Origin of the sequence: Achromobacter xylosoxidans A8, from assembly GCF_000165835.1 — a bacterium.
In the GTDB taxonomy this organism is placed as follows: domain Bacteria; phylum Pseudomonadota; class Gammaproteobacteria; order Burkholderiales; family Burkholderiaceae_B; genus Achromobacter; species Achromobacter xylosoxidans_B.
On sequence record NC_014640.1, the window covers coordinates 4,159,356 to 4,185,437 of the forward strand.

The window sequence follows — 26,082 nt, forward strand, 5'->3', positions numbered from 1 at the left end:
GACGCGCCATGTCCTCCTTGTCCGCACCCCACCCCGCGCCGCAAGCGCTGCCGGCCCATCCCCTGCGCCGTGCCGCCGGGGCCTTCGACGCGCTGCTGGGCAGCGTGGTCGAACACGTGGCGGCGGCCCTCGTGCTGGTCGAGATCGCCGTGCTGTTCGCGGGCGTGGTGGCGCGCTACGCCTTCCACAGCCCGCTGGTCTGGTCCGACGAACTCGCCTCCATCCTGTTCCTGTGGCTGTCGATGCTGGGCGCGGTGGTCGCCCTGCGGCGCGGCGAGCACATGCGGATGACAGCCTTGGTTAACAACGTCAGCCCGGCGCGCCGCGCCCAGCTGGAAACGCTGGCGCTGGCCGCGTCGCTGGCCTTCCTGGCGCTGATCCTGGCGCCCGCCGTGGAATACGCGCATGAAGAACACTTCATCGTCACGCCCGCGCTGGAACTGAGCAACGCCTGGCGCGCCGCCGCGATTCCGGTGGGCATGGGGCTGATGGCGGTGGTGGCCCTGCTGCGGCTCTTGCGCACGCAAACCGCGCCGCAGATGCTGGCGGCGCTGGCCGGGGCGGCCGCGGTGGTCGCGCTGTTCTGGCTGGCGCAGCCGCTGTTTTCCACATTGGGCAAGCTGAACCTGCTGATCTTCTTCGTGGGCATCGTGGCCGCCACGGTGTTCTCGGGCGTGCCCATCGCGTTCTCGTTCGCCCTGGCCACATTCTCCTACCTGGCCTTGACCACCAACACCCCGATGGTGGTGATGGTCGGCCGGCTGGACGAAGGCATGTCGCACCTGATGCTGCTGGCGGTGCCGCTCTTCATCTTCCTCGGCTCGTTGATCGAGATGACCGGCATGGCGCGCGCCATGATCCAGTTCCTGGCCAGCCTGCTGGGACACGTGCGCGGCGGGCTGTCCTATGTGCTGATCGGCGCCATGTACCTGGTGTCCGGCATATCGGGGTCCAAGATCGCCGACATGGCGGCCATTGCGCCCGTGCTGTTCCCGGAAATGCAGAAGCGCGGCGCCAAGCCGGGCGATCTGGTGGCCTTGCTATCGGCCACTGGTGCGCAGACCGAAACCATTCCACCGTCCATCGTGCTCATCACTATCGGCTCGGTCACGGGCGTGTCCATCGCCGCGCTCTTCACGGGCGGGCTGCTGCCGGCCGTGGTGCTGGGCCTGGCGCTGTGCTCGGTGGTGTGGTGGCGCTACCGCAAGGAAGACCTGAGCCTGGCGCAGCGCTTCAGCGCCCGCGAGATCGGACGCTTCTTCGTCATCGCCCTGCCCGCCGTGGCCCTGCCCTTCGTGATCCGCGCCGCGGTGGTCGAAGGCGTGGCCACCGCCACCGAGGTCTCGACCATCGGCATCGTGTATTCGGCCGTGGTCGGCCTGCTGATCTACCGGCGCTTCGACTGGGCCCGGCTCAAGCCCATGCTGATCGAGACCGCCTCGCTGTCGGGCGCCATCATGCTGATCGTGGGCTGCGCCACCGCCATGGCCTGGGCGCTGACGCAGTCCGGCTTCTCGGGCGACCTGGCCAAGCTGATGGCCGGCATGCCCGGCGGCAGCTACGGTTTCCTGGCCGTGTCCATCGTCGCCTTCATCATCCTGGGCAGCGTGCTAGAAGGCATACCCGCCATCGTGCTGTTCGGCCCGCTGCTGTTCCCGATCGCGGCGCAGGCCGGCGTGCACGAGGTGCACTACGCCATGGTGGTGATCTTCGCCATGGGCATCGGCCTGTTCGCGCCGCCCTTCGGCGTGGGCTACTACGGCGCCTGCGCCATCAGCCGCGTCGATCCCAACGAAGGCATCGGCCCGATCTGGGGCTACATCGCCGCGCTGCTGGTGGGCCTGGTCATCGTCGCCGCCTTCCCCTGGTTCTCCATCGGTTTCCTGTGAGGCCTGCGGCCCGGGTCCGGGCCGCGTCCTCCCGACATCCTCAAACCTCTTCCCGCAAAGAATCCATCATGAGTCGTTTCCTGGGCGAAATCCGCCAACTCGGTTATGTGGTGCACGACATCGAAGCCGCCATGGACTACTGGAGCGCCACGCTGGGCGTCGGCCCCTGGTACTACAACCCGCGCGTGCCCATCGTGAACTATCAATACGACGGCGCTAGCCACCAACCGCACAACTCGGTGGCGCTGGCCAACTCCGGCTTCGTGCAGGTCGAGCTGATCCAGACCCGCAACGACGTGCCCTCCATGTACCGCGACTTCCTGCAGGCCGGCCGCACCGGGCTGCAGCACGTGGCCTACTGGACCGAAAGCTACGACGCCGACCTGGAGCGCCTGCTGGCCCAGGGCTTCAAGCCCAAGATGAGCGGCGAAGTCGGCGAGAAAGGCCGCTTCATCTACTTCGACACCGAGTACCACCCCGGCACCGTGATCGAGCTGTCCGAAGTCGCCGGCCCCAAGGGCCGCCTGTTCGACCTGATCCGCGACAGCGCCCGCGACTGGGACGGCAAGGATCCCGTGCGCCCCTTCCCCGACCTGAACCGGATCTGACCTTTTTCTGCCACCGCCGCCATGAATTCCCAATCGTTTACCGCCACCTATCTGATCGAAACCCCGCTGGACCCCGCAAAGGTCGCGGAAGTCATGGCCGGCGAGCAATCCTGCGGCACCTTCACGCGGGTGCAGGGCGAAACCGACGAGCTCCGCGCCCGCGCCCGCGCGCGCATCGAATCGATCGAAACGCTGGAATCCGCTGCCGCGCCCAGCCTGCCCAACGCCTGGCTGGCGCGGCAGCCCGGCGGCATGCCGGGCCTCTACCGGCGCGCCCGGGTGCGCATCGCCTTTCCCGTCGCCAACGTCGGCGCTAGTCTGCCGACGCTGGCCGCCACCGTAGGCGGCAATCTGTACGATCTGGGCGAAGTCACCGGGCTGCGCCTGGAAAGCATGGAGTTGCCGGCCAATTACCGCGCCCAGTTCGACGTGCCGCGCGTGGGCATCGCCGGCACGCGGCAACTGACTGGCGTGGCGCACGGTCCGCTCGTAGGCACCATCATCAAGCCCAACGTCGGCCTGTCGCCCGAACAGACCGCGCATCTGGCAGCGCAACTGTGCGCCGCGGGCGTGGACTTCATCAAGGACGACGAAGTCTGCGCCAACCCCGCCCACGCGCCGCTGGCGCAGCGCGTCGCCGCCGTCATGGCGGTGGTGCGCGCGCACCGCGAACGTACCGGACGGCAGGTCATGGTGGCCTTCAACATCAGCGACGAGACCGACGCCATGCGCCGCCACGCCGACCTGATCGAACGCGAAGGCGGCACCTGCGTCATGGCCAGCCTGAACCATTGCGGCTACTCGGCCATCCAGACCCTGCGCCGCAGCACCCCGCTGGCGCTGCACGGCCACCGCAACGGCTACGGCGCGCTGTCGCGCCACCCCTTGCTGGGCCTGGGCTTCCAGGCCTACCAAACGCTGTGGCGGCTGGCCGGCGTGGACCATATGCACGTGCACGGCCTGCAAGGCAAATTTTCCCAGGAAGACGCCGAGGTGGTCGAATCCGCGCGCGACTGCCTGGCCTCGCTGACCCTGGGCATCGATGACCCCGTCATGCCCGCGTTTTCTTCCGGCCAATGGGCCGGCACCGTGCCCGCCACCTGGGCGGCGGTGCGCAGCGACGACCTGCTGTTCATGTCCGGCGGCGGCATCCTCGCCCACCCCGACGGCCCCGCCGCGGGCGTGCTCAGCATCCGCCAGGCCTGGCAGGCCATGCGCGACGGCGAGCGCCTGGAAGACTATGCCCGCAATGCGCCCGAACTGCGGCGCGCCATCGAATGCTTCGGCCACCGCGCATGAGCGCAACCGCGCACACAGACACGCCGCTGGAACCGCGGCAGGAAACGCGGCCGCGGCTGGGCTGGTACGGCGACGACTTCACCGGCGCCACCGACACGCTGGCGGAAACCGCCCGCGCCGGCCTGCGCAGCCTGCTGTTCCTGGGCGTGCCGACCCAGGAACAGCTGCGCCGCGCCGGCCCGCTGGACGCCATCGGCATCGCCGGCGCGGCGCGCGGCATGGCGCCGACGGAAATGCAGGCCGAGCTGCGCGCCGTGGGCCGCTACATGGCGGGCGCGGGCGTGCGCGTGCTGCATTACAAGTGCTGCTCCACCTTCGACAGCGCGCCGCAGGTGGGCAGCATCGGCGCCGCGGTGCTTGAACTGCGCCGCCACATGCCCAACCCGCTGGTGCCCATCGTCGGCGGACAGCCCAGCATCGGCCGCTATTGCAGCTTCGCCCAGTTGTTCGCGCGCGCGGGCTCCGCGCCCGAGATCCACCGCATCGACCGCCATCCGGTCATGCGCGCGCATCCCGTCACCCCGATGCACGAGGCCGACCTGCGCCTGCACCTGGCGGCGCAAGGCCTGCCGGACATCCGCTCCTTGCCGCACACGGCCTACCCGCGCCTGCGGCGGGCAGCCGACGCGCCGCTGCTGGACGACTGGATAGACCAGGTCATCGAGACCACCGACGGGCCGCTGCTGCTGGACCTGGTCGACGAGGAACAACTGGCCGTCATCGGCCGCCTGATCTGGCGCGCGGCGTCCTGCCTGCCCTTGCTGGCCGTGGGTCCCAGCAGCGTGCAGCAAGCGCTGGCCCGCGCCACCCCGGCAGGCGGCGCAAACGCCACGGCCGCGCCGCTGCAGGCCGCCAGCGGCCCCGTGCTGGTGGTGGCCGGCAGCCTGTCGCCCGTCACCGCCAAACAGATCGACGCTTGCCGGCAGTACCAGCGCCAGCCGCTGCAAGCGGAACGGCTGCAGCGGGATCCCGCCTACGCGGCGGAACAGGTCCGGCAAGCCGCGGCCATGCTGGCCCAGGGGCGCAACGTGCTGGCGCACACCGACAGGCCGGCGCAGGCGCTCGGCGCGCATCAGACCGCCGCCACCGCGCGCGCCACCGGCAAACTGGTGGCGGACATCGTGCGCGCCAGCGCGCAAGCCGGCACGCGCCTGTCGCGCATCGGCATTGCCGGAGGCGACACCTCCAGCCAAGCCACCCTGGCCCTGGGCCTGTGGGGCCTGGCGTTCCGCTGCGTGCTGGCGCCCGGTGTCACCGTCAGCCTGACGCGCAGCGACGACCCAGTGACCGACGGCATCGAACTGATGCTCAAGGGCGGGCAGATGGGCGGCGATCTGCTGTTCGACGAGCTGGCGCTGGGGCAGCGCTGAACGCAGACCGATCTTCACCTCGGAAGCCAGACCTCGCCCGCGCCTCGCTCCAGCGCGGCGAGCACCTCCGCCGTGTGCTGGCCAGACGTCGGCACCTCGCCAGCCGGCAGGGCCACTCCATCGAAACGCGGCGCCGCACGCGCCTCCAGGCGTCCATCCCGCTCGAAATACACGCCGCGCGCCTGCATATGCGGGTGGCGTGCGGCCTCTTCCGGGCTGAACACCGCGCCAAAGCAGACGTCGGTTCCCTCCAGCAACGCGCACCATTCCGCACGCGTGCGCTCGACAAAGATCGCGGCGAACTTGCCCCGCAAGGCCGGCCAACGCTGCCGCTCCCATTGCGGAAAGTCGACCGGATCGAGTTCCAGCTTGCGCAGCAGCAAGGCGTAGAACTGCGGTTCGAGCGCGCCCAATGTGATGTACTCGCCGTCCTTGCAGCAATAGCTGGAAAAAAAGTGCGAGCTGTCATGCACGTTCTCGCCCCGACGGCCCGTGACCAAGCCTTTTGCCTTCGTCGCCAGCATCAATGAAAGCAGATGCGCCGAACCGTCGACGATGGCGGCATCGACCACCGTGCCCAAGCCGGTCTCGCGGGCTTTCATGACCCCCGCCAGGATTCCGATGGCCAGATAAAGCGCGCCGCCGCCGATGTCTCCGAGGGCCGTGATCGGGGAAATCGGCGCTTCGCCCCGTGTTCCCGTGTAATAAAGCGCCCCCGACAGGGCGATGTAGTTGTTGTCGTGGCCCGCGGCCTGCGCCAGCGGGCCGGTCTGGCCCCAACCGGTCATGCGGCCATACACCAGCCGCGGATTGCGCGTGTGCAACGGGTCCGGCCCCAGGCCCAGCCGTTCCATTACGCCAGGGCGCATCCCTTCGATCAGGACATCGGCCTGTTCTGCAAGCTTGAGCACCGTATCCCGGCCTTGCGCCGACTTGAGGTCCAGGGCGACCGTGCGCTTGCCGCGGTTGATGACCTGCCGTTCGTCCGCCCGCCGCACCGGATCGGCTCGCTCGACCGCAATTACGTCCGCGCCCAGGTCGGCCAGGTGCATGGCGCAGAACGGGCCCGGCCCCAGTCCGCAGATTTCGACGACTCTGATGCCTGACAACATGATTGCCTCCTGGATCCGTGAACCCGCCTCAAACGCTGCCCATGCCGCCGCCGCACACCAGCACCTGCCCGCTTACGTAGTCGGACTCCGGCTGGCAGAACAGGTAGACGGCGCCTGCGGCTTCGGCCGCCGTGCCGGGGCGGCCCAGCGGGATGGACTTCTTCGATTGTTCCATCAGGGCCTCGCCTATCCCGACCTTGATCTCGCGGCCTTCGATATGCACCGTCTTGCTTTCCGCCCCGGTCAGTGGAACGGTCAAGCGAGTTTCAATATGCCCGAACGCCACCGCGTTGACGTTGACCTTGAGCCGGCCCCATTCGCGCGCCAGGGTCTTGGTCAATCCCAGAATGCCAGACTTGGCAGCCGAGTAGTTGGACTGCCCCACATTGCCCCCTGCGGCGATCGAAGAAATATTGACCACTTTGCGGAATACCTCGCGGCCTTCCGCCGCCTCGGCCTTGGCGGCCGCGGAGATCACGGGGTAAGCCGCCCGCAGGATGCGGAACGGCGCCGTCAGGTGGCAATCCAGAATCGCGTACCACTGCTCGTCGGTCATCTTCTGGATAACGTTGTCCCAGGTGTAGCCGGCGTTGTTGATCATGATGTCTATGCCATGAAAATGCTCGACGGCGGTGCCGACCAGGCGTTCGGCGAAGTCGGTGGCCGTGACGCTGCCCACGCATGGCTGGGCGATGCCGCCGCGCGCGCGGATCATCTCGACCACTTCATGAGTGGGATCGGCATCCAGGTCGTTGACCACCACGCTGGCGCCTTCCGACGCCAGCTTGAGGGCCACTTCGCGGCCGATGCCGCGGCCGGCGCCCGTGACGATGGCGGATTTGCCGCTGAGTTTGCTCATGTCTTCTCCAGATAGCGTTGGTATTGCCTGTCGGTCAGGGCAAGGCCAGCACCGCCGTGCCCAGCAGCTTGTCCTGCCCATATTGATTGCTGCAGCGGATCGCCACCTTGATGCGGCGTTCGCCGCCGGCCTCGGACTTTTCAATGATCTCGCCAGTGCATAGCGGCGCATTTCCCAGATGGGTGATGCCGGTGAAGCGCATCGCCATGCCGCGCAGCGCCGCCTGCGGCGCCCAACCGGTCAACAACCGCCCGAGATAGGCGGCCGACAGCATGCCGTGAGCGAACACGTCGGGCATGCCCGAGCGCCGGGCAAAATCAATATCGACGTGTATCGGGTTGTGATCGCCCGACGCGCCGCAGTACAACGCCAGCGTGGTCCGGGTGACGGCAGGCAACTGCAGCGGCGGCAGGATGTCGCCCACGCACACGGTGTCATAGCCAGGGATTTCGCGCATTGTCCGGCCCTCCTCAGCCACGGCGTTCGACGATGGTGCAGCGCAGATCCGCCACATGCTCGCCGTTCTGGTTTTCAACCCGGGTTTCCTGGACCACGAAATGCAGCGCGCCGCCCTTCTTGTCGTAGACATCGGCCACGCGTGTGTCGAAGAACAGCCTGTCGCCGGCATGCGCCATGCAGTGGTACTCGAACGCCTGCTCGGCATGAAGAATGCGGCCGAGGTCCAACTGCAGGAATTCCAGGATGCCGGCCAGCTCCGCCACTTCGCTGTTCAGGCAGAACAGGAAAGTCGGAGGCACGGGCAAGCCAGCATGGCCGGCCTCGCTGGCGGCGCCCGCGTCGGTGTAGATCGGATCCGTCTCGCCAGTCGCCAGGGCGAAGAAGCGCAGGCGTCCCGGTTCAACCGCTATCTCGCCGCGCGAGACGCGCCGGCCTATGAAACTGCTGTCTGCCATCTGATCGCTCCTTGATAGGGCGTCCGCATCAGGACGCGCCGCACCCATACAGGGTGACCACGCAAGCCCCGCCCAGTCCCAGGTTGTGTTGCAGCGCCAGCCGCGCCCCCTCGACCTGGGTCGGACCTGCGGCGCCCCGGATCTGGCGGGTGAGTTCGTAGCATTGGGCCAGACCGGTGGCGCCCAGCGGATGGCCCTTGGACAGCAAGCCGCCCGACGGGTTGGTGACCACCTGTCCGCCATAGGTATTGGCGCCGTCCATGACGAAGCGCTCTGCCTCTCCCTGCGGGCAGAAGCCCAAAGCCTCGTAGCTGAGCAGTTCGTTGTGGGCGAAGCAGTCGTGCAGCTCGGCCACCGCGATATCGTCCGGGCCGACGCCCGATTCCTCGTAGACCCGTAGTGCCGCCTCGCGCGCCATGCTGAAACCCACCACTTCGATCATGGACCGCGTGTCGAACGTTTCCGGGCCGTCGCTGGTCATGGACTGCGCCAGGATGCGGACCGTGGCGCGGACGCCGTGCTTTCTGGCAAATGCCTCGGAACACACGACTGCGGCCGCGGCCCCGCAAGTCGGCGGGCAAGCCATCAATCGGGTCATCACGCCTGGCCACACCACCGGATCGTTCAATACCTCTTCGACCTCAATCACCTTGCGGAAGATTGCCATCGGGTTGTTGGCGGCGTGACGACTGGCCTTCGCGCGTATCGCCGCAAATGTCTCCAGGCGGGTGCCGTACTTCTCCATGTGCTCCTTGCCGGCGCCGCCGAACTGCAACAGCGCCATCGGCATGCCTTCCTCTGCCTGCCGTGGATTCAGCGCTCCCGCAATGTCCAGGAACGCGCCCAGCGGCGCGGGCCGGTCATCCCAATGCGCTTTCAAGGCGCCGGGCTGCATCTGTTCGAAGCCGAGCGCGATAGCGCAGTCCACCGCCCCGCTGGCCACCGCCTGGCGGGCCATGAACAGCGCGGTCGATCCGGTGGCGCAGTTGTTATTGACATTGATGACCGGGATACGCGACAGGCCGACCGGATAGAGCGCGGCCTGGCCCGCGCAGGAATCGCCATAGACGTAGCCGACGTAGGCCTGCTGCACCAAGTCGTATGGAATGCCGGCATCGGCCAGCGCCATGCGCGCGGCCTGCGCGCCCATTTCGACGTACGTGTCGCTGGCGCCGGGCTTCTTGAACGGGATCATGCCGACCCCCGCAACTACGATGGACATGGAGTGCTCCTGAGTGATGGTGTTGGTACTGGACCCGCCTCAGACGGATATCCCCGCATCGGCCGCCACGCCAGAAAGCCGCGCACGAGCCGCCTCGTATTCCAGCCGCATGGAGGCCACGATGTCGCGCGTCGGCACGATGGCATCGATGCAGCCCACCCCCTGGCCGGCAGACCAGATATCGCGCCACAGTTTTCTGCGCGGCTCGCCCTGCGCCGCCAGGGTTTCGCGGTAGCTGTCGCGCGTGGGCAGCCGATCCGTATCCAGCCCCAGATCGGCGATGCTCTGCTTCAAGTAATTGGCGTGAACCCAGGAAAACAGGTCGCTATAGATGACGCCATCCGTACCCGCCTCCAGCACCGCCTGCTTGTAGGCTGGCTCGATGCTGGCCTCAGGACTGGCCAGGAAGCGCGTGCCCACATAGGCAAGGTCCGCGCCCATGGCGCGCACCGCCAGCACATGCTCTCCGGTGCTGATCGCCCCAGCCACGAGCAGCAGGCCATCGAACCAGCGCCGCACTTCGCCCACGAGGGCAAAGGGCGAAAGGTTGCCGCCATGGCCGCCTGCCCCGGCGCATACCAGGATGAGGCCGTCCACGCCCGCGGCTGCCGCCTTGCGCGCGTGGCGTTGGTTGATGACGTCGTGCAACACCACGCCGCCGTAGCCATGCACGGCGCGCACCACGTCCTTGGGATCGCCGACCGACGTAATCACGATAGGCACGCGGCGCCGCACGCACGTTTCGAGATCGGCATGCTGCCGGTCGTTGGAGTGGTGCAGTATGATGTTTACGGCATAGGGGGCCGCCGGCGCCGAGGGATGCACCGAGTCATGCGCCACCAACGCCGTCTCGATGCGCGAGATCCATGCGTCGAGTTCTCCTGGTCCACGCGCATTCAATGCCGGGAACGAGCCCACGATGCCGGCTTGGCACTGGGCCAATACCAGATCGACGCCGCTGGCGATGAACATGGGAGAAGCGACTACGGGCAGTCGCAGATTGCGTAACACGGAGAGCTTGGTCATGGAATGAACGAGTCGGGTGGTTCGTGCAGGAAGTAAAGCACCGGGAACGCCCCAGGCATCCCACCCCGAAAGAGTAGGTCCCAGGATCGACGCGACCGATGCACTCCAAAACCGATTCCATGTCCGCAAGAGGCCCGCTGGTGGAGCGGCCCCGTCTGCTGGAGCGCCTGGCGCAGGCTCGTGGCCGACGCTGTGTCGTCCTGCACGGTCCGGCCGGCAGCGGCAAGACCAGCCTGATGCTGGCCTGGCGGCGCGAACTGGTGGCAGCCGGCGTGGACGTAGCCTGGCTGGCCCTGGGCCGGGCTGATGACGACCCCGCCCGCTTGTTCGATGCCCTGCAGACCGGCCTGCGCAGGGTCGACCCCGCCCTGGTGTCGGAAGCCGCCGTGCTGGCCGGCCGCGGCAATGATGCCAGCGCCATCGAAGCGGCGGTGATCGCCCTGGTGCGTGCCATTGCCGCCCATCCGCGCGAACTGGTGCTGATGTTCGACGATGCGCATCATCTGCGCGACCCGCGCGTCGCTGGCGCCGCGCAACTGCTGCTGGACTACGGTCCGGCCAATCTGCAATGCGTCCTGTCGGCGCGACGCCAGCCTGCCCTGGCCTTGGGGCGGCTGCGCGACCAAGGCCAATTGGCAGAGCTAGGCATGGAAGAACTGCGCTTCACGCCCGAGGAATCGGCTCAACTGGCGCACAACCTGCTGGGCTCGATCGACGAAAACACCGCCGCGCAGTTCTACGAACAGACTGGCGGCTGGGTGGCGGGCCTGAAACTGCTATGCATGGATCTGCGCCATGTGCGCCGCGGCGCGCCGGTACGCGACGCACGCAGCTTCGCGCGCTACTTCGAGCAGGAGGTCATCGAGCAGCTCCCGCCGGAACTGGTCGCCTTCCTGATCCGCTGCGCGCTACCTGAACACTTCAACATCGAGTTGTGCGCCCAATTGTTGGGCGACGCTCCCGACATCGGAGCGAGCCTCGATCAGTTCGCCATGCTGGAGCGGCAGGGCCTGTTCATGGTCCCCGCGGGCCCGCGCTACCCCGATGGTTGGTGGCGCCTGCATCCGCTGCTGCGCAATGTGCTGACCGCGCGGCTGGATGCGCTGGCGGCAGAGCCGCTGCGCGCGCTGCACACCGCGGCCTGGCGCTACTTCGCGGCGCATGGCATGCACTATGACGCGGTGCATCATGCATTACGCGCCGGGGCGGTGGACGACGCCACCGCCCTGGTGGAAGCCTGTGCCGCCGAACTCTTTGCGCGCGGCGACCTGCGCCAACTGGTGGGGCTGATGCGCCTGCTGCCGCCGGCTGCCGTGCGCGCCCACGCGGGCCTGCGCCTTTGGGTCGCCTGGACCCAGCTGTATGAGCAACGCTTGTCCGAATGCGCCCGCACCATAGAGCAATTGCAGGCCGACCTGGTCGGCGCCCCGGCGCGCGAGCGCTACCGCCTGACACTCTTGCGCGGCTTGCTCGCAGTACAGCGCGACGACACGGCCGCGGCAATGGCCGTACTGCCGCAATTGCTGACGCCTCCGGACGATGCCGACGGCATCACCCTGACCGGCCGCCGCTGCCTGCTCACCTGGATCCATCTGTATCAAGGCCAGTACGAAAAAGCGCGTGTCGCGCAATTGGAAGGCGCCACGCCCACGGTGCAGGGACAGCCGCTCTACGGTACGCCGATAGGCCTGTTGGCCGGCCGCAGCCTGGTCGGACTGACGCATGCGGTGCAGGGACAGGTCATACAGGCGGAGAGAGTCTACCGCGACGTCCTGTTCGAGGCCGAGCGGCGCGGGCCGAGCTGCGCCGATGCCGGTACCCTGGCGGCGGCCCTGCTGGGCGAAGTGCTGTATGAACTGAACGACGCGCAGGGCGCGCTGAACCTGCTGGAGCCACGCCTGGAAGTCATGGAGCGCGTATCCATCCCGGACACTCGCGTACGCATGATGCTGGTCCTGGGACGAGCGCGCTGGATGATGGGCCGCCCGCTGGATGCCATGGACTACCTGGAGCAATCCCGCGACTACGCAAGTCGCATGGGACTGGACCGCATGCTGTCATACGCGCTGCTGGAGATGCTGCAGTTCCGCCTCAAGCAAGGCGAACGGCAAGCCGCGCACGAGCTGCTGCAGGAACTGGAGGCGCTGGATGCCAGCCACACCGGCTCCGAGGTCGGCACGCTGAGCGAGATCCTTGTCGTCGCCGAACGCGCGCGTATCCGTCTGTGGCTTGGTTCCGGCGACCTGGACCTGGCGCTGACGAGGCTGGAGTCCCTGGCGGAACTCTGCCGCCAGCGAGGCCGGGTGCGCCGCGTGCCTTTTCTGCAGCTGCAGGCCGCGGCGGCCCTGCGGCAACTGGGCCGGCACGATTCGGCCCGCGACCATGTGCGCAGCGCGTTGCGGCTTGGCCATGAACTCGGCCTGGTACGCACGCTGCTGGACGCGCACGAGGACGTGCCCGCCCTGGTCGGCGACGCCCTGCGCGATCCCGCACTGGATGCCGTGCTGGGCTTCTACGCCGAACGGCTGACGGCAGCCGCGCGCGACCCTGGCGCCGGCACGCCGGCCCCGGCCGCGCCCAGCCGTCCCGGACTGGAAGCGCTCAGCCCGCGCGAAATCGAAATCGCGCAGTTGCTTGCGCAGAACCTGCCCAACAAGAAGATCGCGCGCGCGCTCGACCTGTCCCTGAACACGGTCAAGTGGCATCTGAAGAATGTCTACGGCAAGCTGGGCGCAAGCGGGCGCGACGAAGTGATGGAACGGCTCAGGCTCTAGGCCCCCCCATCAGGGGTGGGGGCTGGCGGGGCCGGCAGGCAGCACGATGCCAGCACCAGAACGAAGAGACCGCCCATGCCTTCCATGCCCCCGCGCCCTTCCGTCGTCCTTCTGCTGCGCACCGGCGCGCTGCTGTTCTGCGCCGCCCTGCTCGCCGCGCCAGCCCGCGCCGACTACCCTGAACGTCCGGTGCGCCTGCTGGTGGGCGTGCAGGCCGGCGCCAGCACCGACACCCTGACTCGCCAGTTGGCCCAGCGCCTGAGCGAGCAGCTCGGCCGTCCGTTCGTGGTGGAGAACAAGCCCGGGGCCGCCACCCGCATCGCCATGGAGGCCGTCAGCCGCGCACCGGCCGATGGCTACACCCTGGGCGTGGCCAACGCGGTCAGCGCCAACTTTCCCATGATGTTCGACGACTTTGCCTTCATCCCCGGCAAGGACTTCACCCCGATCAGCCTGCTTGGGCGCGCGCCCTCCTACCTGGCGATCCGGGCCAGCCTGCCGGTAAGGAACGTGCAAGAGTTCGTCGCCTACGCCCAGGCCAACAAGGGCAAACTGAACTATGGCCAGGGCAGCAACGGCAGCAACCCGCATCTGGCTGCACGGCTGCTGGTTCAATCGCTGGGAATCCAGGCCACGGAGGTCGCCTACAAGGGCAACGCACCCACCGGCATCGCGCTGGCGTCTGGCGAAATCGATTTCGCGATTCTCGAATACCCCTCGGTGCGCCCGCTGGTCGAACGCGGCAGCGTGCGCCTGCTGGCTGTCACGGAGCCGCGCCGGGCGGCGCTGGCGCCTGACGTTCCGACCAGCACCTCACAAGGCCTGACACCCCGGCTCGAAGGTGTCACGCCCTGGTTCATGTTGGTGGCGCCCGCCGGCACGCCCGCCAACGTCATCGAACGATTGAACCGCGAGGTCAATCAGGCGCTGCGCTCGCCCGATGTGCGCCAGGCCGCGGAGGCCGCAGGTCTTGAACCGGCAGGCCTGGACGTCGCTGAAACACAGGCCTACTTCCTGCGTCAGCGAGAAAGCGCCGCGCAGTTATCGCACGAATTGAATGTCTCGCTGAAGAACTGAGGCTGTCGCCCCGTCTTGCCACGGCGCAGCCGCGGCCCGATTCGTCTCCGGCGAGCACCCCAGCCACGACTGGAATGCCTTGCCTGGCCTTTGAGGATCCCTGATCGCCATGTCTACCACCCCGCTCTCCACCGATCTCGAAACCTTCCGCACGGAAGTACGCCTAGCCCTGGAGGGCCTCCTGCCACAGGATATCCGTGCCGCCGTGCAGGCGCAGTGCCTGGTCACGCGCGAACAGGCGCAACGCTGGCACGGCATCCTGCACGCGCGCGGTTGGGGCGCGCCCGGATGGCCGCGCGAGCACGGCGGGCCAGGCTGGTCGCTGGCCCAGCAAGCCGTGTTCCGGGAGGAACTGGCCGCCAGCGAGGCGCCGCGCTATGAGAACCTGGGCATAGACACCATAGGTCCGACCATCATGCGTCATGGCACGCCGCAGCAATGCGCCACTTTCCTGCCGCGCATCCTGTCGTTCGAGGATTTCTGGGCGCAGGGCTACTCCGAGCCTGATGCCGGCTCGGATCTGGCATCGCTGCGCACCGTAACGCGCCGCGAAGGTGACCACTACGTGCTCAACGGCACCAAGATCTGGCAGAGCTACGGCCATTGGGCCAACTGGGTGCTGGTGCTGGCGCGCAGCGATGCCGCGGCGCAGCGCAAGCAAGACGGCATTTCCGTGCTGCTGGTGGACATGACCGCGCCTGGCGTCACGGTCCGGCCTATCCGCTTCATGCATGGCGGCGTTCTGCACGTGCAGATTTTCTTTGACGACGTCCGCGTGCCGCTGGCCAATCTCGTGGGCGCCGAACATGCGGGGTGGTCCGTCGCCAAGGGCCTGCTGGTCACCGAACGCCTGTTCGTGGCCCGTGTGGCCGAGACCAAGGCCGAACTGCAGGCGACGCGCCGGCTGGCGTCCGGTCGCGGACCGGGAGGAGCTTCACTGCTGGAACAGGACGTCTACGCGCGACGCTATGCCGAGCTGGACATCCGGGCGCGCGCCCTGGACGCGTCCTGGTGGCCCGCCGTGGCCGCGGTCGAACGAGGAGAAGAGCCCGCGCTGGCGGCCTCGCTGCTCAAGCTGCAAGGCAACGAAGTCCTGCAGGACACCCATCAGCTCCAGTTGGACCTGTTGGGCGGCGACGCGTTGGCCTTCGACCCCGCCGCCGTCGCGGGCGCCCCTTCCGATCCGCCCCTATCGCCGCGGCATGCCGGCAATCTGTCGATGCACGTCTGGCGTTACCGCGGCATCACCCTGGGCGGCGGCACCTCGGAGATTCAGCGCGGCATCGTCGCCAAGGCAATCTTCGGCGGCCAGACCGAAATCGACATGCCGCAAGCCTTGCCCGAGCAACAGGCGATGCTCGACGATGGCCTGCGGCGGCTGCTGGCCGATACCTACGACTTCGACCGGCGCCGCGCCATGCTGGAAGCCGCCGCGACGCAGGCTCCTTCCTTCTGGGCGGGCTACGGCGAACTGGGCTTGCGCGGTTTGATGGTGCCAGAGCGCGATGACGGCTTCGGCGGCGGCCTCTCCGATCTCGTGCCAGTCATGGAAGCGTTGGGCGAATTCCTGGTGCTCGACCCGGTGCTCTGGAGCCACCTGCTGCCTCTGCAACTGTTGCTGGACGCGCCCGGCTACGCGGGACGCGCCGCCGCCATCGCGGCACTGGTGGACGGCCATCCCATCGCCTTCGCGCATGGCGAGCGCGGCGCGCCGCTGACGGCGCGCCGCGATGGCGATGGCTGGCGCCTGTCTGGCGTCAAGACGCAGGTGCTGGGAGGCGACAGCGCGCGCCGGGCGCTCGCCAGCGCTCGGCTGGAAGGAGGCGGCAGCGCACTGTTCGATTGCCCCATGGGAACGTCCGGCATCCAGGTGCGCGCATACCGTCTGCACGATGGCCGCGGCGCCGCCGACCTGACGTTCGACGACTTGCGCCTGCCGGCCAGCGCCCGCGTGGCCGGCCCCGAACGCGCCGATGGCATCATCGACGAAGCGCTCGCCTTCACAACCATCGCGCTATGCGCCGAGACCGTCGGGGCCATGCGCCAGGCGCTCGCTCTGACCATCGAGTACATGCGCACCCGCAAGCAGTTCGGCCGCAATCTGGCCGAAAACCAGGCCTTGCAACATCGCGTGGTCGAGCATTACCGCAACTGGATACATGCACGCGCCTTGCTGCGCGAGGCTGTGGCCGGGTGGGATACGGCTTCGCCGTCGGAGCGCGCCATACGCGTCAGCGCCGCCAAGTGGATGGCGGGCCGCGCAGGCCGGGGCATCGCCCTGGACGCGCTGCAACTGCATGGCGCGGTCGGTTTCCAGGAGGAGACCGCCATCAGCCACTATGCGCGCCGACTGGCCGCGAACGATGTCCTGCTGGGCGACGCTGTTTTTCACCTGGGCCGCTGCGCTGCCCTCAATGGTCCATACGCATGAAGGAAGCATCCGCCATGAACGCCTCCCACCCGGGCCGCGGCCCCCTGCAGGGCCTGCGGGTCCTGGACATTGCCACCATCGTAGCCGCGCCCTCCGCCGCGGCGCTGCTGGCGGACTACGGCGCCGAGGTGCTGAAAATCGAGTTGCCCGGCGGCGACGGCTGCCGCAGCTTCCCGCCGCACAAGGATGGCAAGCCCCTCTGGTGGAAAGTGACCAACCGCAACAAGCAACTCATCTCGCTGGATCTGCGCAAGCCCGAGGGCGTCGCCCTGCTCAAGCGCCTGCTGCCGCGCTTTGACGTGCTGATCGAGAATTTCCGTCCAGGCACCCTGGACCGCTGGGGCCTGGACCGCGACACACTGTGGGCCATCCAGCCGCGCCTGGTGATCCTGCGCACCACGGCATTCGGCCAGGACGGCCCATACCGCGACCGCGCCGGATTCACCAGGATATTCGAGGCCATGGGCGGACTCACCTACATCACCGGCGAGCCGGACGGCCAACCCATGCACGCCGGCTATCCGATAGGCGACTCCATCGGCGGACTGTTCGGCGCTTTAGGCATCATGACCGCCCTTTGGAAGCGTGCGCGCACCCCCGACGCGCCCGGCGAGGAAATCGACCTGGCTCTGACCGAGGCCATGTTCAAGCTGATGGAATTCCTGCCGCTCAAGCACGACCTGCTGGGCGAAAACCACGGGCGCTCCGGCAACACCAGTCAGTATTCGGCGCCCACCGGCGTGTTCCGCAGCCGTGACGGCGATTGGGTATCCCTGTCCGGCAGCACAGACACCTTGTTCGCCGCGAATTGCCGCGCCATCGGCCGCGAGGACCTGATCGCCGATCCGCGCTACGCCAGCAACGCTGCGCGCTGCCGCCACACTGAAGCCTTGAACGCGCTGTTCGCCGAATGGTTCGCGCAGCATGATCTGGCGGACATCCTGCAGCGCTTCGAGCAACACCAAGGCACCCTGGCGCCCATCTACTCGACCCGCCAGATTGTCGACGATCCGCAGATGCGCGCGCGCGGTTTTCTGCGCACGGTGCCAGACCGGGACTTCGGCACGGTCCGCGTGCAGGATGTAGTGCCCCGTTTCCGCAACGATCCCGGCCATGTCTACAGCACCGGCGGCGACATCGGCCAGGACAACGACACGATCTATGGCGACTGGCTGGGTCTGGATCCGGCAGAACGCGCGGCGCTGCGCGAACAAGGAGTGATCTGATGGAAAAACTGAACTTTCGTGAATCCCGCCTCGACCTGCATGCCGACGGCGTGGCAGTCTTCCACCATCTGCGCGGCGAGGCGCGCAGCCCCCTGTCGATGGCGCTGCGCGACGACTACGCCGACATGCTGGCCGCGGTGCGGGAGCGCCAGGCGCGGGCCCTGGTGCTCGCGGGCGGCGAAGGCGCCTTTTGCGCCGGCGGCGACGTCAAGGCCATGCAGCAACGGTTGGCCGACGGTTCACAATCCGCGGGCGTGCGCCAGCGCCTGCAGGATATGCATATCTGGCTGCAACAACTGCGGGACCTGGAGATCCCGGTGATCGCCGCGGTTGACGGGGCAGCCTGGGGCGGCGGGTTCGCGCTGGCCTTGTGCGCCGACTTCATCCTGGCCACGCCCCGGGCTTCTTTCTGCATGGTGTTCCTGCGTATCGGCGCCCTGCCCGACATGGGCGCGCTGCACCTGCTGCCCCGCGCGGTCGGGCTGCCCAAGGCGAAAGAACTGCTTATGACCGGGCGGCGCATCGACGCACAGGAAGCCGAGCGGCTGGGCTTTGTGCTTGCCTTGCATGAACCGGAAGCCTTGCAGGCCGAAGCGCTGGCCCTGGCGCGCCGCTTCCTGCCCGCTTCGCGCGTGGCCCTGGGCTTGACCAAACGCCTGGCCAACCGAGCATACGAACTGGACCCGGCCACCATGGCGGAACTGGAGGCCTGCGCCCAGGTCTCCTGCCTGGCCGAAGCGGATCACGCCGACGCGCTCGAACGTTTCGTGCAGAAGCAGCCCATGCGCTACGACTGGGACGGCAAGGCTCCGCCCGCCTGAATCGCCCGTTTACGGCGACACTGACGACCATAACGACGATAACTATCCCACCAAGGAGACATCATGAGCGGAATCCGACACGCAGGAGGCAGGCGGCGCGCGTGCGCCATCCTGATCGGGGCGACCTTGCTGCCGCTGGCCGCCTGGTCCCAGGGGCCGGCCAACCCGATCACCTTGATCGTGCCGTTTCCCGCCGGCGGCCCGACTGACGCAGTCGCCCGCAGCGTGGCGCAGCACATGAGCGAAACCCTGGGTCAGACGCTGATCGTGACCAACCGGCCCGGCGCCGGCGGCAGCATCGGCTCCTCGGCGGTGGCGCATGCCGCTCCCGATGGCCTGACCTTGCTGGTCGGCACCGCCGCCTTGATGACCAATCCCTATCTCTATAAATTGAACTTCGATCCGATGAAGGATCTGCAGGCGATAGCGCTGCTGGCGAAGACGCCCGTCTTCATCTGGGTCGACAGCCGTTCTCCGTTCCGGAGCTTGCCGGATCTGTTGGCAGCCTTGAAAGCCAACCCTGGAAAATTCAACTACTCATCCTCGGCGCCCACCACGCTAGCCCATCTTGGCAGCTTGCGCCTGCTCGACGAGGCTGGCGTCAAGGCCACCCACATCAATTACAAGGGCTCGGCCCAGGCCACCACCGACTTCCTGGGTGGCGTGTTCTCGATCTACTTCGAGGTCGGTCAGCCGCTGGCGCCGCATCTGGCCGCCGGCAAGGTGCGGCCCCTGGCTGTGCTGGCGGACAAACGCAGCCCCTTGATGCCCGACGTGCCCAGCATCACCGAGTTCGGCTTGCCCGCCATCAACGCAGAGCCTTTCATGGTGCTGCTCGCGCCGCACGGTACGCCCGCAGCGTTGATACAGCGCCTGAACGAACACGCCCACCGGGCATTGCAGGCGCCATCCGTCCGCGGCAAGCTGGGCGCGCTTTACTTCGAGGTCGACGAGGGAGGCCAACCGGCAGGCGTGCAGGATTGGCTGCGTGCACAATCCAGCCAATGGGGCGACGTCATCGCCAAACACGGACTGAAGGCGGAATGACATGGCCGGAACCCCTGATGCGCAATCCGTGACCTGGCATGTACAAGACCATGTCGGGCACATCATGCTAAACCGTCCCGAGGACGCCAACGCGATCGACCTGCCATTTGCCCTCGCCTTTTCCCGTGTCGTGGAGCAGGCCGCGCGCGCCGATATCGGCGCCGTCCTGCTGTCCGCGGCCGGCAAGCAATATTGCGCCGGAGGCGATATCAATGCCTTCGCCGCCTGTGAAGGCACGCTGGACAGCCTGATAGGCGAACTGCTGGACATCCTGAATCCGGCCGTCGCCCGCCTGGCCGCCCTGCCGCTGCCGGTGATCAGCGCCGTGCATGCGCCCGTGGGCGGCGCCGGCATCGCATTGGCGCTATGCGCCGACATCGTCCTGGCCTCTCCGGCCATGAAATTACGCGGCGGCTACTCGGCCCTCGGGCTGAGTCCGGACATCGGCGCATCGTACTTCCTGGCTCTGCGCGCAGGCGCCGCCCGCGCCAAGTACATATTGATGACGAACCGCGCCATGCCCGCCGAGGAATGCCTGCGCCTGGGGCTGGTGGACGAGGTTTGGTCGCAGGAGGACCTGCAAGACGCCGCCGTGGCATTGGCCGGCCGCCTCGCGGCGGGCGCGACCGGCGCCTTGGGCGGCATCAAGCGCCTGTGCGAGGACGCCGGCAGTCATGACTTGCCCACTCACCTGGAACACGAACGCCGCGCCCTGCTGCGCTGCGCGCGCGCCGCGGATTGCCGCGAAGGCATTGCAGCCTTCCGACAAAAGCGTCCGCCCCGTTTCGACGATCCGCGCATCGACTGAACTCGGCGTGGGCGCCAAGGCCATTCTTTTGCTATTGGAAAGCCATTGTTTCCCATACCTGGATTTATCCGGCCAATGGAAGCTGACAGAATCTGTGCTCCCCAAAGGAGACACGGAAGACATGGCAAGAACATTGATAAAACATGCCGGCATCCTGAGCATGGATGCAAAGCTCGGCGAACTGCATGGCGACGTCCTGATCGATGGCGACCGCATCGCCGCGATCGGCCCGGACCTGCAAGCGCAGGACGCTGAGGTCATCGACGCCAGCGGCATGATCCTGATGCCCGGACTGATCGATGCGCATCGCCACGTATGGGAGATCATCGACATGGGCCGGCTGGTGAAATCCCGACCGGCCGAGTATGCCAGCAACTACCAGAAGTGGAAGATGCGGACCATCGTCTGCATGACGCCCGAGGACAATTACCTGGCTGAACTCGTGGGCGGACTGGAAGCGATCAATTCCGGCGTCACCACGGTTTTCGACTTCGCCCATGGCCAGCCCACCGAGGACCGCGCGCTCGCCGCCGCCCAGGGGCTCAAGGATTCGGGCATCGCCGGCTGGTTCGGTTTCCAGCTGGGCGTGTCCTCGTCCTACGGACCCGGCGACACGGTGCCGCTGGCCCAGGCCGACGGCCAACGCATCGCCAAGACCACGGAAACGCATTGGCGCACCGCCGAGCGCCTGCAGCGCGAGTATTTCTCCGATAGTTCGGCACCGCTGCAGCTAGCGCTGGCGCCTAGCGGCAACAACGGCAGCGCGCTGGACGACATCCGCGCCGAATGGGGCCGGGCCCGAGGCATGGGCGTCGGCATGCTCGCCGCCCATATCCACAAGCCCGAGGCGCCCCACCCCGCCGGCTTCATGGGGCATCGCGACTCGGGCATCGGCGACCTGCACGAGGCCGGCCTGCTCGGGCCGGACTATCAGGCCACGCACGCCAACCGCCTCACGTCCGAGGAATTGGCCATGCTGCGTGATACCGGCGGCATGATCTGCGCCACCGCCATGGGCGAGTTCCCCTATGTCATGTCGGCCGACAAGGGGCCGTCCGTACATGGCCGCTCGCGCCGCGCGGGCGTGCCCACCGGCATGGGCATCGACATCTCCCTGGCGTTGCCGGGCGACTACTTCGAGCATATCCGCGCGACCTACTGGAACCTGTACCTGGATCCGGAAGTCCGCGACGTGATGAAGGCCTGTTCCTCCGACTACATCCTGGACTTCGCCACCGGCCTGGGCGCCAAGTCGGTGCGGCTGGGAGACACCGCCGGCACGATCAGCGTGGGCAAGCGCGCCGACCTGGTATTGCTGAGCACCGATCGCATTGGCTTCGGCATGGCGGGCAGCCTGGCCGACCGCGTGGTCAGCTTCGCCAGCACGGCGGACGTGGACAGCGTGTGGATCGCCGGCAAGGCGCGCAAGCGCCACGGCCAGATGTTGGGCGTAGACTGGCCCGCGCTCAAAAAACGCCTGGTCGAAGCGCAGGAGCGCGTTGGCCAGTTGGCGGCCACGATACGTCTCGTCTGATCGTCATTTTTCCTTCGGACGCCTTCAACATGGCGGCTGCAGACCTCGCCAGGACACGCATCCTGGACATGTCGCAGCCGCCGCGGGCGTTTCACGCGTACAGGATTTTTCGAACATGAAAAAGATACTAGGTATTGCCACCCTCGCCGCCCTCCAGGCCTGTTTCACCCCAGCCGCCGCGCAGGGCGCGGATTCCTGGCCAAACCGGCCGGTGCGGATCATCCATGGCTTCGCGCCCGCCGGTCCCATCGATAATTTCGCGCGCCTGCTGGCCGCGCAATTCAACGACCGCTTCGGCGAGCCGGCCATCGTGGAGGGCAAACCGGGCGCCGGCGGCACCATCGCCGCGCGCTTCGTCGCACGCAGTCCGTCGGACGGATACATCCTCTACCTGATGGCCTCCGGCCATGCTTCCGCGCCCGGCCTCTACAAGTCCCTGGGCTACGATCCCATCAAGGACTTCACCATGATCTCCGTCGTGGCCCAGAGCCCTTATGCCGTGATCGCCAATCCCGCCGCCGGCTACGGCTCGATGCGCGAACTCATCGACGCGGCCCGCCAGCAGCCGGAGAAAATCGACTATGGATCCGGCGGCATAGGCAGCGGTATGCACCTGGCCGCCACGCTGCTGCAGGCACGCACCGGCGTGCGCCTGAACCACGTGGCCTACAAAGGCGGCGGCGCGCCCGCGCTGGCGGTGATCGGCGGCGAGGTTCCCGTCATCATGACGGCCCTGGCGGGCATGAGCACCTATATTGCTGAAGGCAAGGTCAAGCCGCTGGCGGTCACGACCGCGCAACGCTTTGCGCAGTATCCCGATGTGCCCACTCTGTCGGAAACGGTAGCCCCCGGCTTCGACGTCACGGCCTGGTATGCCTTGGCGGGTCCCAAGGACCTGCCGCCCGCCATCGTCGCCAAGCTCAATGATATGGTGCGCGACACGCTGCAACGCCAGGACATCATCGAAAGCCTGCGCCTGCAAGCGGCGGAACCGGCGGCGTCCAGCCCGGCCGTGGCGCAGGAGCTGCTGGCCAGCGAAGTCGCCCGGTGGCAGAAAGTCGTCCGCGAGGAAGGCCTGGCGGACATGAACTGAACCCGCATGGCGCGCCGCAGCGCGCCATGCCCCTCAGAACTTGTGGCGGATGCCTAGCGCCACGGCGGCCTGGCTGTCCTTGCCAGCCGGCAGCGTGCTCAGCGGCGCGAAGTTCAGCGCCGAATTCCGCGCATAGGCAGCGGCCGCATACAGGTCGGTGCGCTTGGACAGGCCGCCGTACACGAGTTGCAGCGCATGCTGCCGGGGATTCGGCGGATTGCCCGCCCCCGCCCTGGCCTTCACGTCGTCGTAATAGAAGGCGGCCGTGATCCGCAACACAGGAGAAATGCGGTACCCGACTCCGATCCACCACATGTCGTCGCGTTGGTTCAGATTGCCTGTCGCCGTCTTGTCCTGCGCCCACCGGTAGCCTATGGTCAACCGCCACGGGTCCGGCGCATAGGTTGCGGCCAGGGCCAACTTGCGCAGCCGGTTGGATGCGGCTGCCGCCACGCCGCCCGATTGGTCATAGACCGCCGCCAGGCCGAAAGGGCCGGAGAGGTAGCTCACGCCGCCGCCCCAGGCCGACCGCTGGTACGGCGCGCCGGATGCGTCATCGAGCTGGTAGTGCGCCTGCGCGGCCAGCGGCCCCGTCGCGACACGATACTTGACCGAATTGTCGAGGCGCAGGTTGCCCATGAGAAACGGCATGGGCTCGTAGGCGCCCGCGTAGGTCAGGGGCATGAAGGCCGGCAACAGGTCGAACATGCTGACGTATTGCCGCCCGAAACTCAGCATGCCGTAGGGGCCGTTCAGGCCCAGGAATGCCTGCCGGTTGAATGGCCGCCCCGCCTCGCCCATCGCCCCCGTGTGCATATAGAAGCCGCTCTCCAGCGCGAACACGGCCTGCGTTCCTCCGCCCAGGTCCTCCACGCCCCGCAACCCCCAGCGAGAGCCGGACAGTCCTCCCGAATTCATCCGCAACGCGGACCCTCCGGACGAGGACGAATCCGCAGACGAGCGATTGTTGCTCCGGTACTCGATATAGCTGTCGGCCAGCCCATACAGCGTCAGGCTGGACTGTGCGAGTGCCGATGGCCCGTATCCAGCACAGACAGCCAAGGCCGCCCATTTCGCCAGAGCTTTGAATTGCGTGCTGCACTTCATGAACACCCCCCTTTTTGACTTCGTTATGTTTGCCATGGACGGCAACAAGCCTGCCGCAGGACGCAGCAACTCCCGGCGCCGCGCGAACCGGGATACGCGCGGCGCCGTACTACAGGCAGGATTGATGAATGCCGGCGGACGCCGGCCTCATGCAGGAAGCGGGCCCGCGCTCAGGCGGACCCGCGCCCGCGTCACGCGGTGAACGTGATGGTTTGCGCCTGACCGCTGATGCGTTGCTGCACGGCGGCGAGCTCCGCTTTGAGCTTCGCCCAATCCACGTCGAGCATCTTGCCGTGGCGCTTGCGGGCCCGGCCGGCAACCCAGACGCTATCGATGTCCGCCAGGGAGGCGAAGTTGGCGACGCGATCGGCCAGACTGCCCTGCATGGGGAATCCGATGCGGTCCGTGGCCAGCAGCACCAGGTCAGCGCGCTTGCCGACGCTGATGCTGCCCGCCATGTCCCCCGCCCGGACCGCGCTCGCCCCGAGCGAGGTCGCGAACGCCAGCGCGTCCTGCGACTTGTACTCGCGCACGATCTCGCGCCCTTCCGGCTCCAGGAACAGGCTCAGGAACGCGCCGCGCACATGTTCGAAGAAGTCCTGCTGCACCACCAGCGCGCCATCGATGCCAATGCCGGTCGCCACGCCGGCCTGACGCGCGCGTCCATGGGAAGAAGCCATCATGTTGGGCGACAGCATGTAGGGAAATTCGCCCACCACGGTAGCGCACAGCATGCCCCCCGTATCGCGCAACAGTCCGAGTTCCTCCGCCGTCAGGCGGTTGCCATGGGCGAGGTGATAGTCCGGCCCCAACAGCCCAGCCTCGTACAGATCCTGGATGCCGGACCCGCGGTGGCCGATCGCGCCCAACGGCTTGGGCGCCGGCGGTTTGTGCACGTGCGCCGCGAGCAGCTTCACGCCCGTGTCTCGGACCCGCGCCCATTCCTTCTTCACGTCCGCGACCGCGCGGCCGATGGCGTCCGAGGGCGCCAGCCCCAATTGCAGCGGCGCGATGCCATCCGAGAATATTTCGGAGCGCAGCCGCTCCACGGTGCGCCAGTTCTGCTCGGTGGTGGTGGTGAGATCCGCCTGGACCCGCGCCATGGAGACCGTTGATCCAGGACCGAACGCCAGCGTGCGTCCGAGCTGGAACGCGAACCAGCCGTTGACGCCCGAATCGCGGATGCCGCGCGCCGCGGCCAGCGCCGTTTCCTCGGAGGGCTGCCCATGCGCATAGTCCAGCACCGTGGTCACGCCCGAGTCGATGGCCTGCAGGCCGCCAATCAACTCCACCAGGTAGTTGTCTTCCGGCGTCATGCAGGCCATGGTCCGGCGTTGCCATCCCAGATAGGCGCGCGAGTATCCCGTGGGGTCCATCTTGACCAGGCGTCCGGCGTCGATGCACTGCCAGAGATGGCGATGACCGTCGACCATGCCAGGCATCAGGATTTTCCCGCTAGCGTCGATAACGTCCGCGTCGCCCGCGGACAAGTTCCTGCCTATGGCCGCGATGCGGCCCTGGTCGATCAGCACGTCCGCGCCGGTCATTTCCTGATGCTGCGCGTCCATGGTCAGCAGGTCCGCATTCCGGATCAAAGTCCGGGAGAATCCCGATGCGGGGCGCGCGGCCACGGTGAACTTCCGAAGGGGCTCCTGCGCAAACGCGTTGCCGCTCGCGGCAGCAGCCGCCACCCCGCCCAAGGACAGGCGCAGAAAGGATTTCCTGCTCATCTTGATTGCGTCCCAAGACTCCAACGGAACGCCTGTTCTTTTCTGTGCCACGCTAGTCTCCCTCGTTATAATCAGCCGCGATATTGACATCGCCAGGTCCCGTGATTAAAGGGCTGCTTCAGAAATAAACGGTTT

The 26,082-nt window shown here is 67.4% G+C and carries 21 protein-coding genes; 13 read left to right on the top strand and 8 right to left on the bottom strand.

Annotated elements, in window-relative coordinates; all coding sequences use genetic code 11:
- Positions 1-8 precede the first annotated feature (8 nt).
- The 4 genes from AXYL_RS19150 to AXYL_RS19165 all read left to right on the top strand — a co-directional run bounded on the left by AXYL_RS19150 (position 9) and on the right by AXYL_RS19165 (position 5,166).
- The gene (locus AXYL_RS19150; RefSeq protein WP_013394501.1) at positions 9-1,889 is read left to right on the top strand and encodes a TRAP transporter large permease subunit; all 1,881 of its coding nucleotides are present in this window, start codon (positions 9-11) and stop codon (positions 1,887-1,889) included.
- A gap of 68 nt (positions 1,890-1,957) precedes the next feature.
- On the top strand, positions 1,958-2,497 hold the full coding sequence (locus tag AXYL_RS19155) for a VOC family protein (RefSeq protein WP_013394502.1): 540 nt from the start codon (positions 1,958-1,960) through the stop codon (positions 2,495-2,497).
- A gap of 21 nt (positions 2,498-2,518) precedes the next feature.
- On the top strand, positions 2,519-3,796 hold the full coding sequence (locus AXYL_RS19160; RefSeq protein ID WP_013394503.1) for a ribulose-bisphosphate carboxylase large subunit family protein: 1,278 nt from the start codon (positions 2,519-2,521) through the stop codon (positions 3,794-3,796).
- Positions 3,793-5,166, top strand: coding sequence for a four-carbon acid sugar kinase family protein (locus AXYL_RS19165; RefSeq protein WP_013394504.1), 1,374 nt, complete (start codon positions 3,793-3,795; stop codon positions 5,164-5,166). Before AXYL_RS19160 ends, AXYL_RS19165 begins: the two co-directional genes overlap by 4 nt.
- 14 nt (positions 5,167-5,180) lie before the next feature.
- Here AXYL_RS19165 and AXYL_RS19170 read toward each other — a convergent pair whose 3' ends face one another.
- Genes AXYL_RS19170 through AXYL_RS19195 form a run of 6 tightly spaced genes read right to left on the bottom strand, consistent with a single transcriptional unit; the run spans position 5,181 to position 10,299 of the window.
- On the bottom strand, positions 5,181-6,278 hold the full coding sequence (locus tag AXYL_RS19170) for a CaiB/BaiF CoA transferase family protein (protein ID WP_013394505.1): 1,098 nt from the start codon (positions 6,276-6,278) through the stop codon (positions 5,181-5,183).
- A 28-nt stretch (positions 6,279-6,306) separates the two neighbouring features.
- Positions 6,307-7,137 carry an SDR family NAD(P)-dependent oxidoreductase gene (locus AXYL_RS19175; protein ID WP_013394506.1) on the bottom strand — a complete coding sequence of 277 codons (831 nt, stop codon included), beginning with the start codon at positions 7,135-7,137 and terminating at the stop codon, positions 6,307-6,309.
- A 34-nt stretch (positions 7,138-7,171) separates the two neighbouring features.
- Positions 7,172-7,594, bottom strand: a complete 423-nt coding sequence (locus AXYL_RS19180; RefSeq protein WP_013394507.1) for a MaoC family dehydratase — start codon at positions 7,592-7,594, stop codon at positions 7,172-7,174.
- 13 nt (positions 7,595-7,607) lie between these two features.
- The gene (locus tag AXYL_RS19185; protein ID WP_013394508.1) at positions 7,608-8,051 is read right to left on the bottom strand and encodes a MaoC family dehydratase N-terminal domain-containing protein; all 444 of its coding nucleotides are present in this window, start codon (positions 8,049-8,051) and stop codon (positions 7,608-7,610) included.
- A gap of 28 nt (positions 8,052-8,079) precedes the next feature.
- A complete protein-coding gene (locus tag AXYL_RS19190) occupies positions 8,080-9,273 on the bottom strand; it encodes a lipid-transfer protein (protein WP_013394509.1) in 1,194 nt (397 codons plus the stop codon).
- A 39-nt stretch (positions 9,274-9,312) separates the two neighbouring features.
- A complete protein-coding gene (locus tag AXYL_RS19195) occupies positions 9,313-10,299 on the bottom strand; it encodes an NAD(P)H-dependent flavin oxidoreductase (protein WP_013394510.1) in 987 nt (328 codons plus the stop codon).
- A gap of 98 nt (positions 10,300-10,397) precedes the next feature.
- On the opposite strand from AXYL_RS19195, the gene AXYL_RS19200 reads away from it, so the two are divergent.
- From AXYL_RS19200 to AXYL_RS19240, 9 genes are all read left to right on the top strand, one after another.
- Positions 10,398-13,073, top strand: coding sequence for a LuxR C-terminal-related transcriptional regulator (locus AXYL_RS19200; protein ID WP_013394511.1), 2,676 nt, complete (start codon positions 10,398-10,400; stop codon positions 13,071-13,073).
- Between the two features lie 75 nt (positions 13,074-13,148).
- The gene (locus tag AXYL_RS19205; RefSeq protein WP_013394512.1) at positions 13,149-14,150 is read left to right on the top strand and encodes a Bug family tripartite tricarboxylate transporter substrate binding protein; all 1,002 of its coding nucleotides are present in this window, start codon (positions 13,149-13,151) and stop codon (positions 14,148-14,150) included.
- A gap of 109 nt (positions 14,151-14,259) precedes the next feature.
- Positions 14,260-16,581, top strand: coding sequence for an acyl-CoA dehydrogenase family protein (locus AXYL_RS19210; protein ID WP_013394513.1), 2,322 nt, complete (start codon positions 14,260-14,262; stop codon positions 16,579-16,581).
- A gap of 14 nt (positions 16,582-16,595) precedes the next feature.
- Positions 16,596-17,807, top strand: coding sequence for a CaiB/BaiF CoA transferase family protein (locus AXYL_RS19215; RefSeq protein ID WP_013394514.1), 1,212 nt, complete (start codon positions 16,596-16,598; stop codon positions 17,805-17,807).
- Complete coding sequence (locus AXYL_RS19220; protein WP_013394515.1) at positions 17,807-18,628, top strand: enoyl-CoA hydratase/isomerase family protein; 822 nt, start codon at positions 17,807-17,809, stop codon at positions 18,626-18,628. Before AXYL_RS19215 ends, AXYL_RS19220 begins: the two co-directional genes overlap by 1 nt.
- A gap of 63 nt (positions 18,629-18,691) precedes the next feature.
- Positions 18,692-19,675, top strand: a complete 984-nt coding sequence (locus tag AXYL_RS19225; RefSeq protein WP_013394516.1) for a Bug family tripartite tricarboxylate transporter substrate binding protein — start codon at positions 18,692-18,694, stop codon at positions 19,673-19,675.
- Position 19,676: 1 nt separating this feature from the next.
- Entirely contained in the window at positions 19,677-20,483 is an 807-nt protein-coding gene (locus tag AXYL_RS19230) for an enoyl-CoA hydratase/isomerase family protein (protein WP_013394517.1), read from the top strand.
- 160 nt (positions 20,484-20,643) lie between these two features.
- The gene (locus tag AXYL_RS19235; RefSeq protein WP_237709916.1) at positions 20,644-22,017 is read left to right on the top strand and encodes an amidohydrolase family protein; all 1,374 of its coding nucleotides are present in this window, start codon (positions 20,644-20,646) and stop codon (positions 22,015-22,017) included.
- Between the two features lie 115 nt (positions 22,018-22,132).
- A complete protein-coding gene (locus AXYL_RS19240; protein WP_013394519.1) occupies positions 22,133-23,110 on the top strand; it encodes a Bug family tripartite tricarboxylate transporter substrate binding protein in 978 nt (325 codons plus the stop codon).
- Between the two features lie 33 nt (positions 23,111-23,143).
- Here the strand turns inward: AXYL_RS19240 and AXYL_RS19245 are convergent, their stop codons facing one another.
- Complete coding sequence (locus AXYL_RS19245; protein WP_013394520.1) at positions 23,144-24,217, bottom strand: porin; 1,074 nt, start codon at positions 24,215-24,217, stop codon at positions 23,144-23,146.
- A 191-nt stretch (positions 24,218-24,408) separates the two neighbouring features.
- The gene (locus AXYL_RS19250; RefSeq protein WP_080551079.1) at positions 24,409-25,947 is read right to left on the bottom strand and encodes an amidohydrolase family protein; all 1,539 of its coding nucleotides are present in this window, start codon (positions 25,945-25,947) and stop codon (positions 24,409-24,411) included.
- Between the last annotated feature and the right edge of the window lie 135 nt (positions 25,948-26,082).

Bases quoted from the DNA above. Each gene is read 5' to 3' on its own strand.
- AXYL_RS19150 (WP_013394501.1), top strand. From the start codon at position 9: ATGTCCTCCTTGTCCGCACCCCACCCCGCGCCGCAAGCGCTGCCGGCC.
- AXYL_RS19155 (WP_013394502.1), top strand. From the start codon at position 1,958: ATGAGTCGTTTCCTGGGCGAAATCCGCCAACTCGGTTATGTGGTGCAC.
- AXYL_RS19160 (WP_013394503.1), top strand. From the start codon at position 2,519: ATGAATTCCCAATCGTTTACCGCCACCTATCTGATCGAAACCCCGCTG.
- AXYL_RS19165 (WP_013394504.1), top strand. From the start codon at position 3,793: ATGAGCGCAACCGCGCACACAGACACGCCGCTGGAACCGCGGCAGGAA.
- AXYL_RS19170 (WP_013394505.1), bottom strand. From the start codon at position 6,278: ATGTTGTCAGGCATCAGAGTCGTCGAAATCTGCGGACTGGGGCCGGGC.
- AXYL_RS19175 (WP_013394506.1), bottom strand. From the start codon at position 7,137: ATGAGCAAACTCAGCGGCAAATCCGCCATCGTCACGGGCGCCGGCCGC.
- AXYL_RS19180 (WP_013394507.1), bottom strand. From the start codon at position 7,594: ATGCGCGAAATCCCTGGCTATGACACCGTGTGCGTGGGCGACATCCTG.
- AXYL_RS19185 (WP_013394508.1), bottom strand. From the start codon at position 8,051: ATGGCAGACAGCAGTTTCATAGGCCGGCGCGTCTCGCGCGGCGAGATA.
- AXYL_RS19190 (WP_013394509.1), bottom strand. From the start codon at position 9,273: ATGTCCATCGTAGTTGCGGGGGTCGGCATGATCCCGTTCAAGAAGCCC.
- AXYL_RS19195 (WP_013394510.1), bottom strand. From the start codon at position 10,299: ATGACCAAGCTCTCCGTGTTACGCAATCTGCGACTGCCCGTAGTCGCT.
- AXYL_RS19200 (WP_013394511.1), top strand. From the start codon at position 10,398: ATGCACTCCAAAACCGATTCCATGTCCGCAAGAGGCCCGCTGGTGGAG.
- AXYL_RS19205 (WP_013394512.1), top strand. From the start codon at position 13,149: ATGCCTTCCATGCCCCCGCGCCCTTCCGTCGTCCTTCTGCTGCGCACC.
- AXYL_RS19210 (WP_013394513.1), top strand. From the start codon at position 14,260: ATGTCTACCACCCCGCTCTCCACCGATCTCGAAACCTTCCGCACGGAA.
- AXYL_RS19215 (WP_013394514.1), top strand. From the start codon at position 16,596: ATGAACGCCTCCCACCCGGGCCGCGGCCCCCTGCAGGGCCTGCGGGTC.
- AXYL_RS19220 (WP_013394515.1), top strand. From the start codon at position 17,807: ATGGAAAAACTGAACTTTCGTGAATCCCGCCTCGACCTGCATGCCGAC.
- AXYL_RS19225 (WP_013394516.1), top strand. From the start codon at position 18,692: ATGAGCGGAATCCGACACGCAGGAGGCAGGCGGCGCGCGTGCGCCATC.
- AXYL_RS19230 (WP_013394517.1), top strand. From the start codon at position 19,677: ATGGCCGGAACCCCTGATGCGCAATCCGTGACCTGGCATGTACAAGAC.
- AXYL_RS19235 (WP_237709916.1), top strand. From the start codon at position 20,644: ATGGATGCAAAGCTCGGCGAACTGCATGGCGACGTCCTGATCGATGGC.
- AXYL_RS19240 (WP_013394519.1), top strand. From the start codon at position 22,133: ATGAAAAAGATACTAGGTATTGCCACCCTCGCCGCCCTCCAGGCCTGT.
- AXYL_RS19245 (WP_013394520.1), bottom strand. From the start codon at position 24,217: ATGAAGTGCAGCACGCAATTCAAAGCTCTGGCGAAATGGGCGGCCTTG.
- AXYL_RS19250 (WP_080551079.1), bottom strand. From the start codon at position 25,947: ATGAGCAGGAAATCCTTTCTGCGCCTGTCCTTGGGCGGGGTGGCGGCT.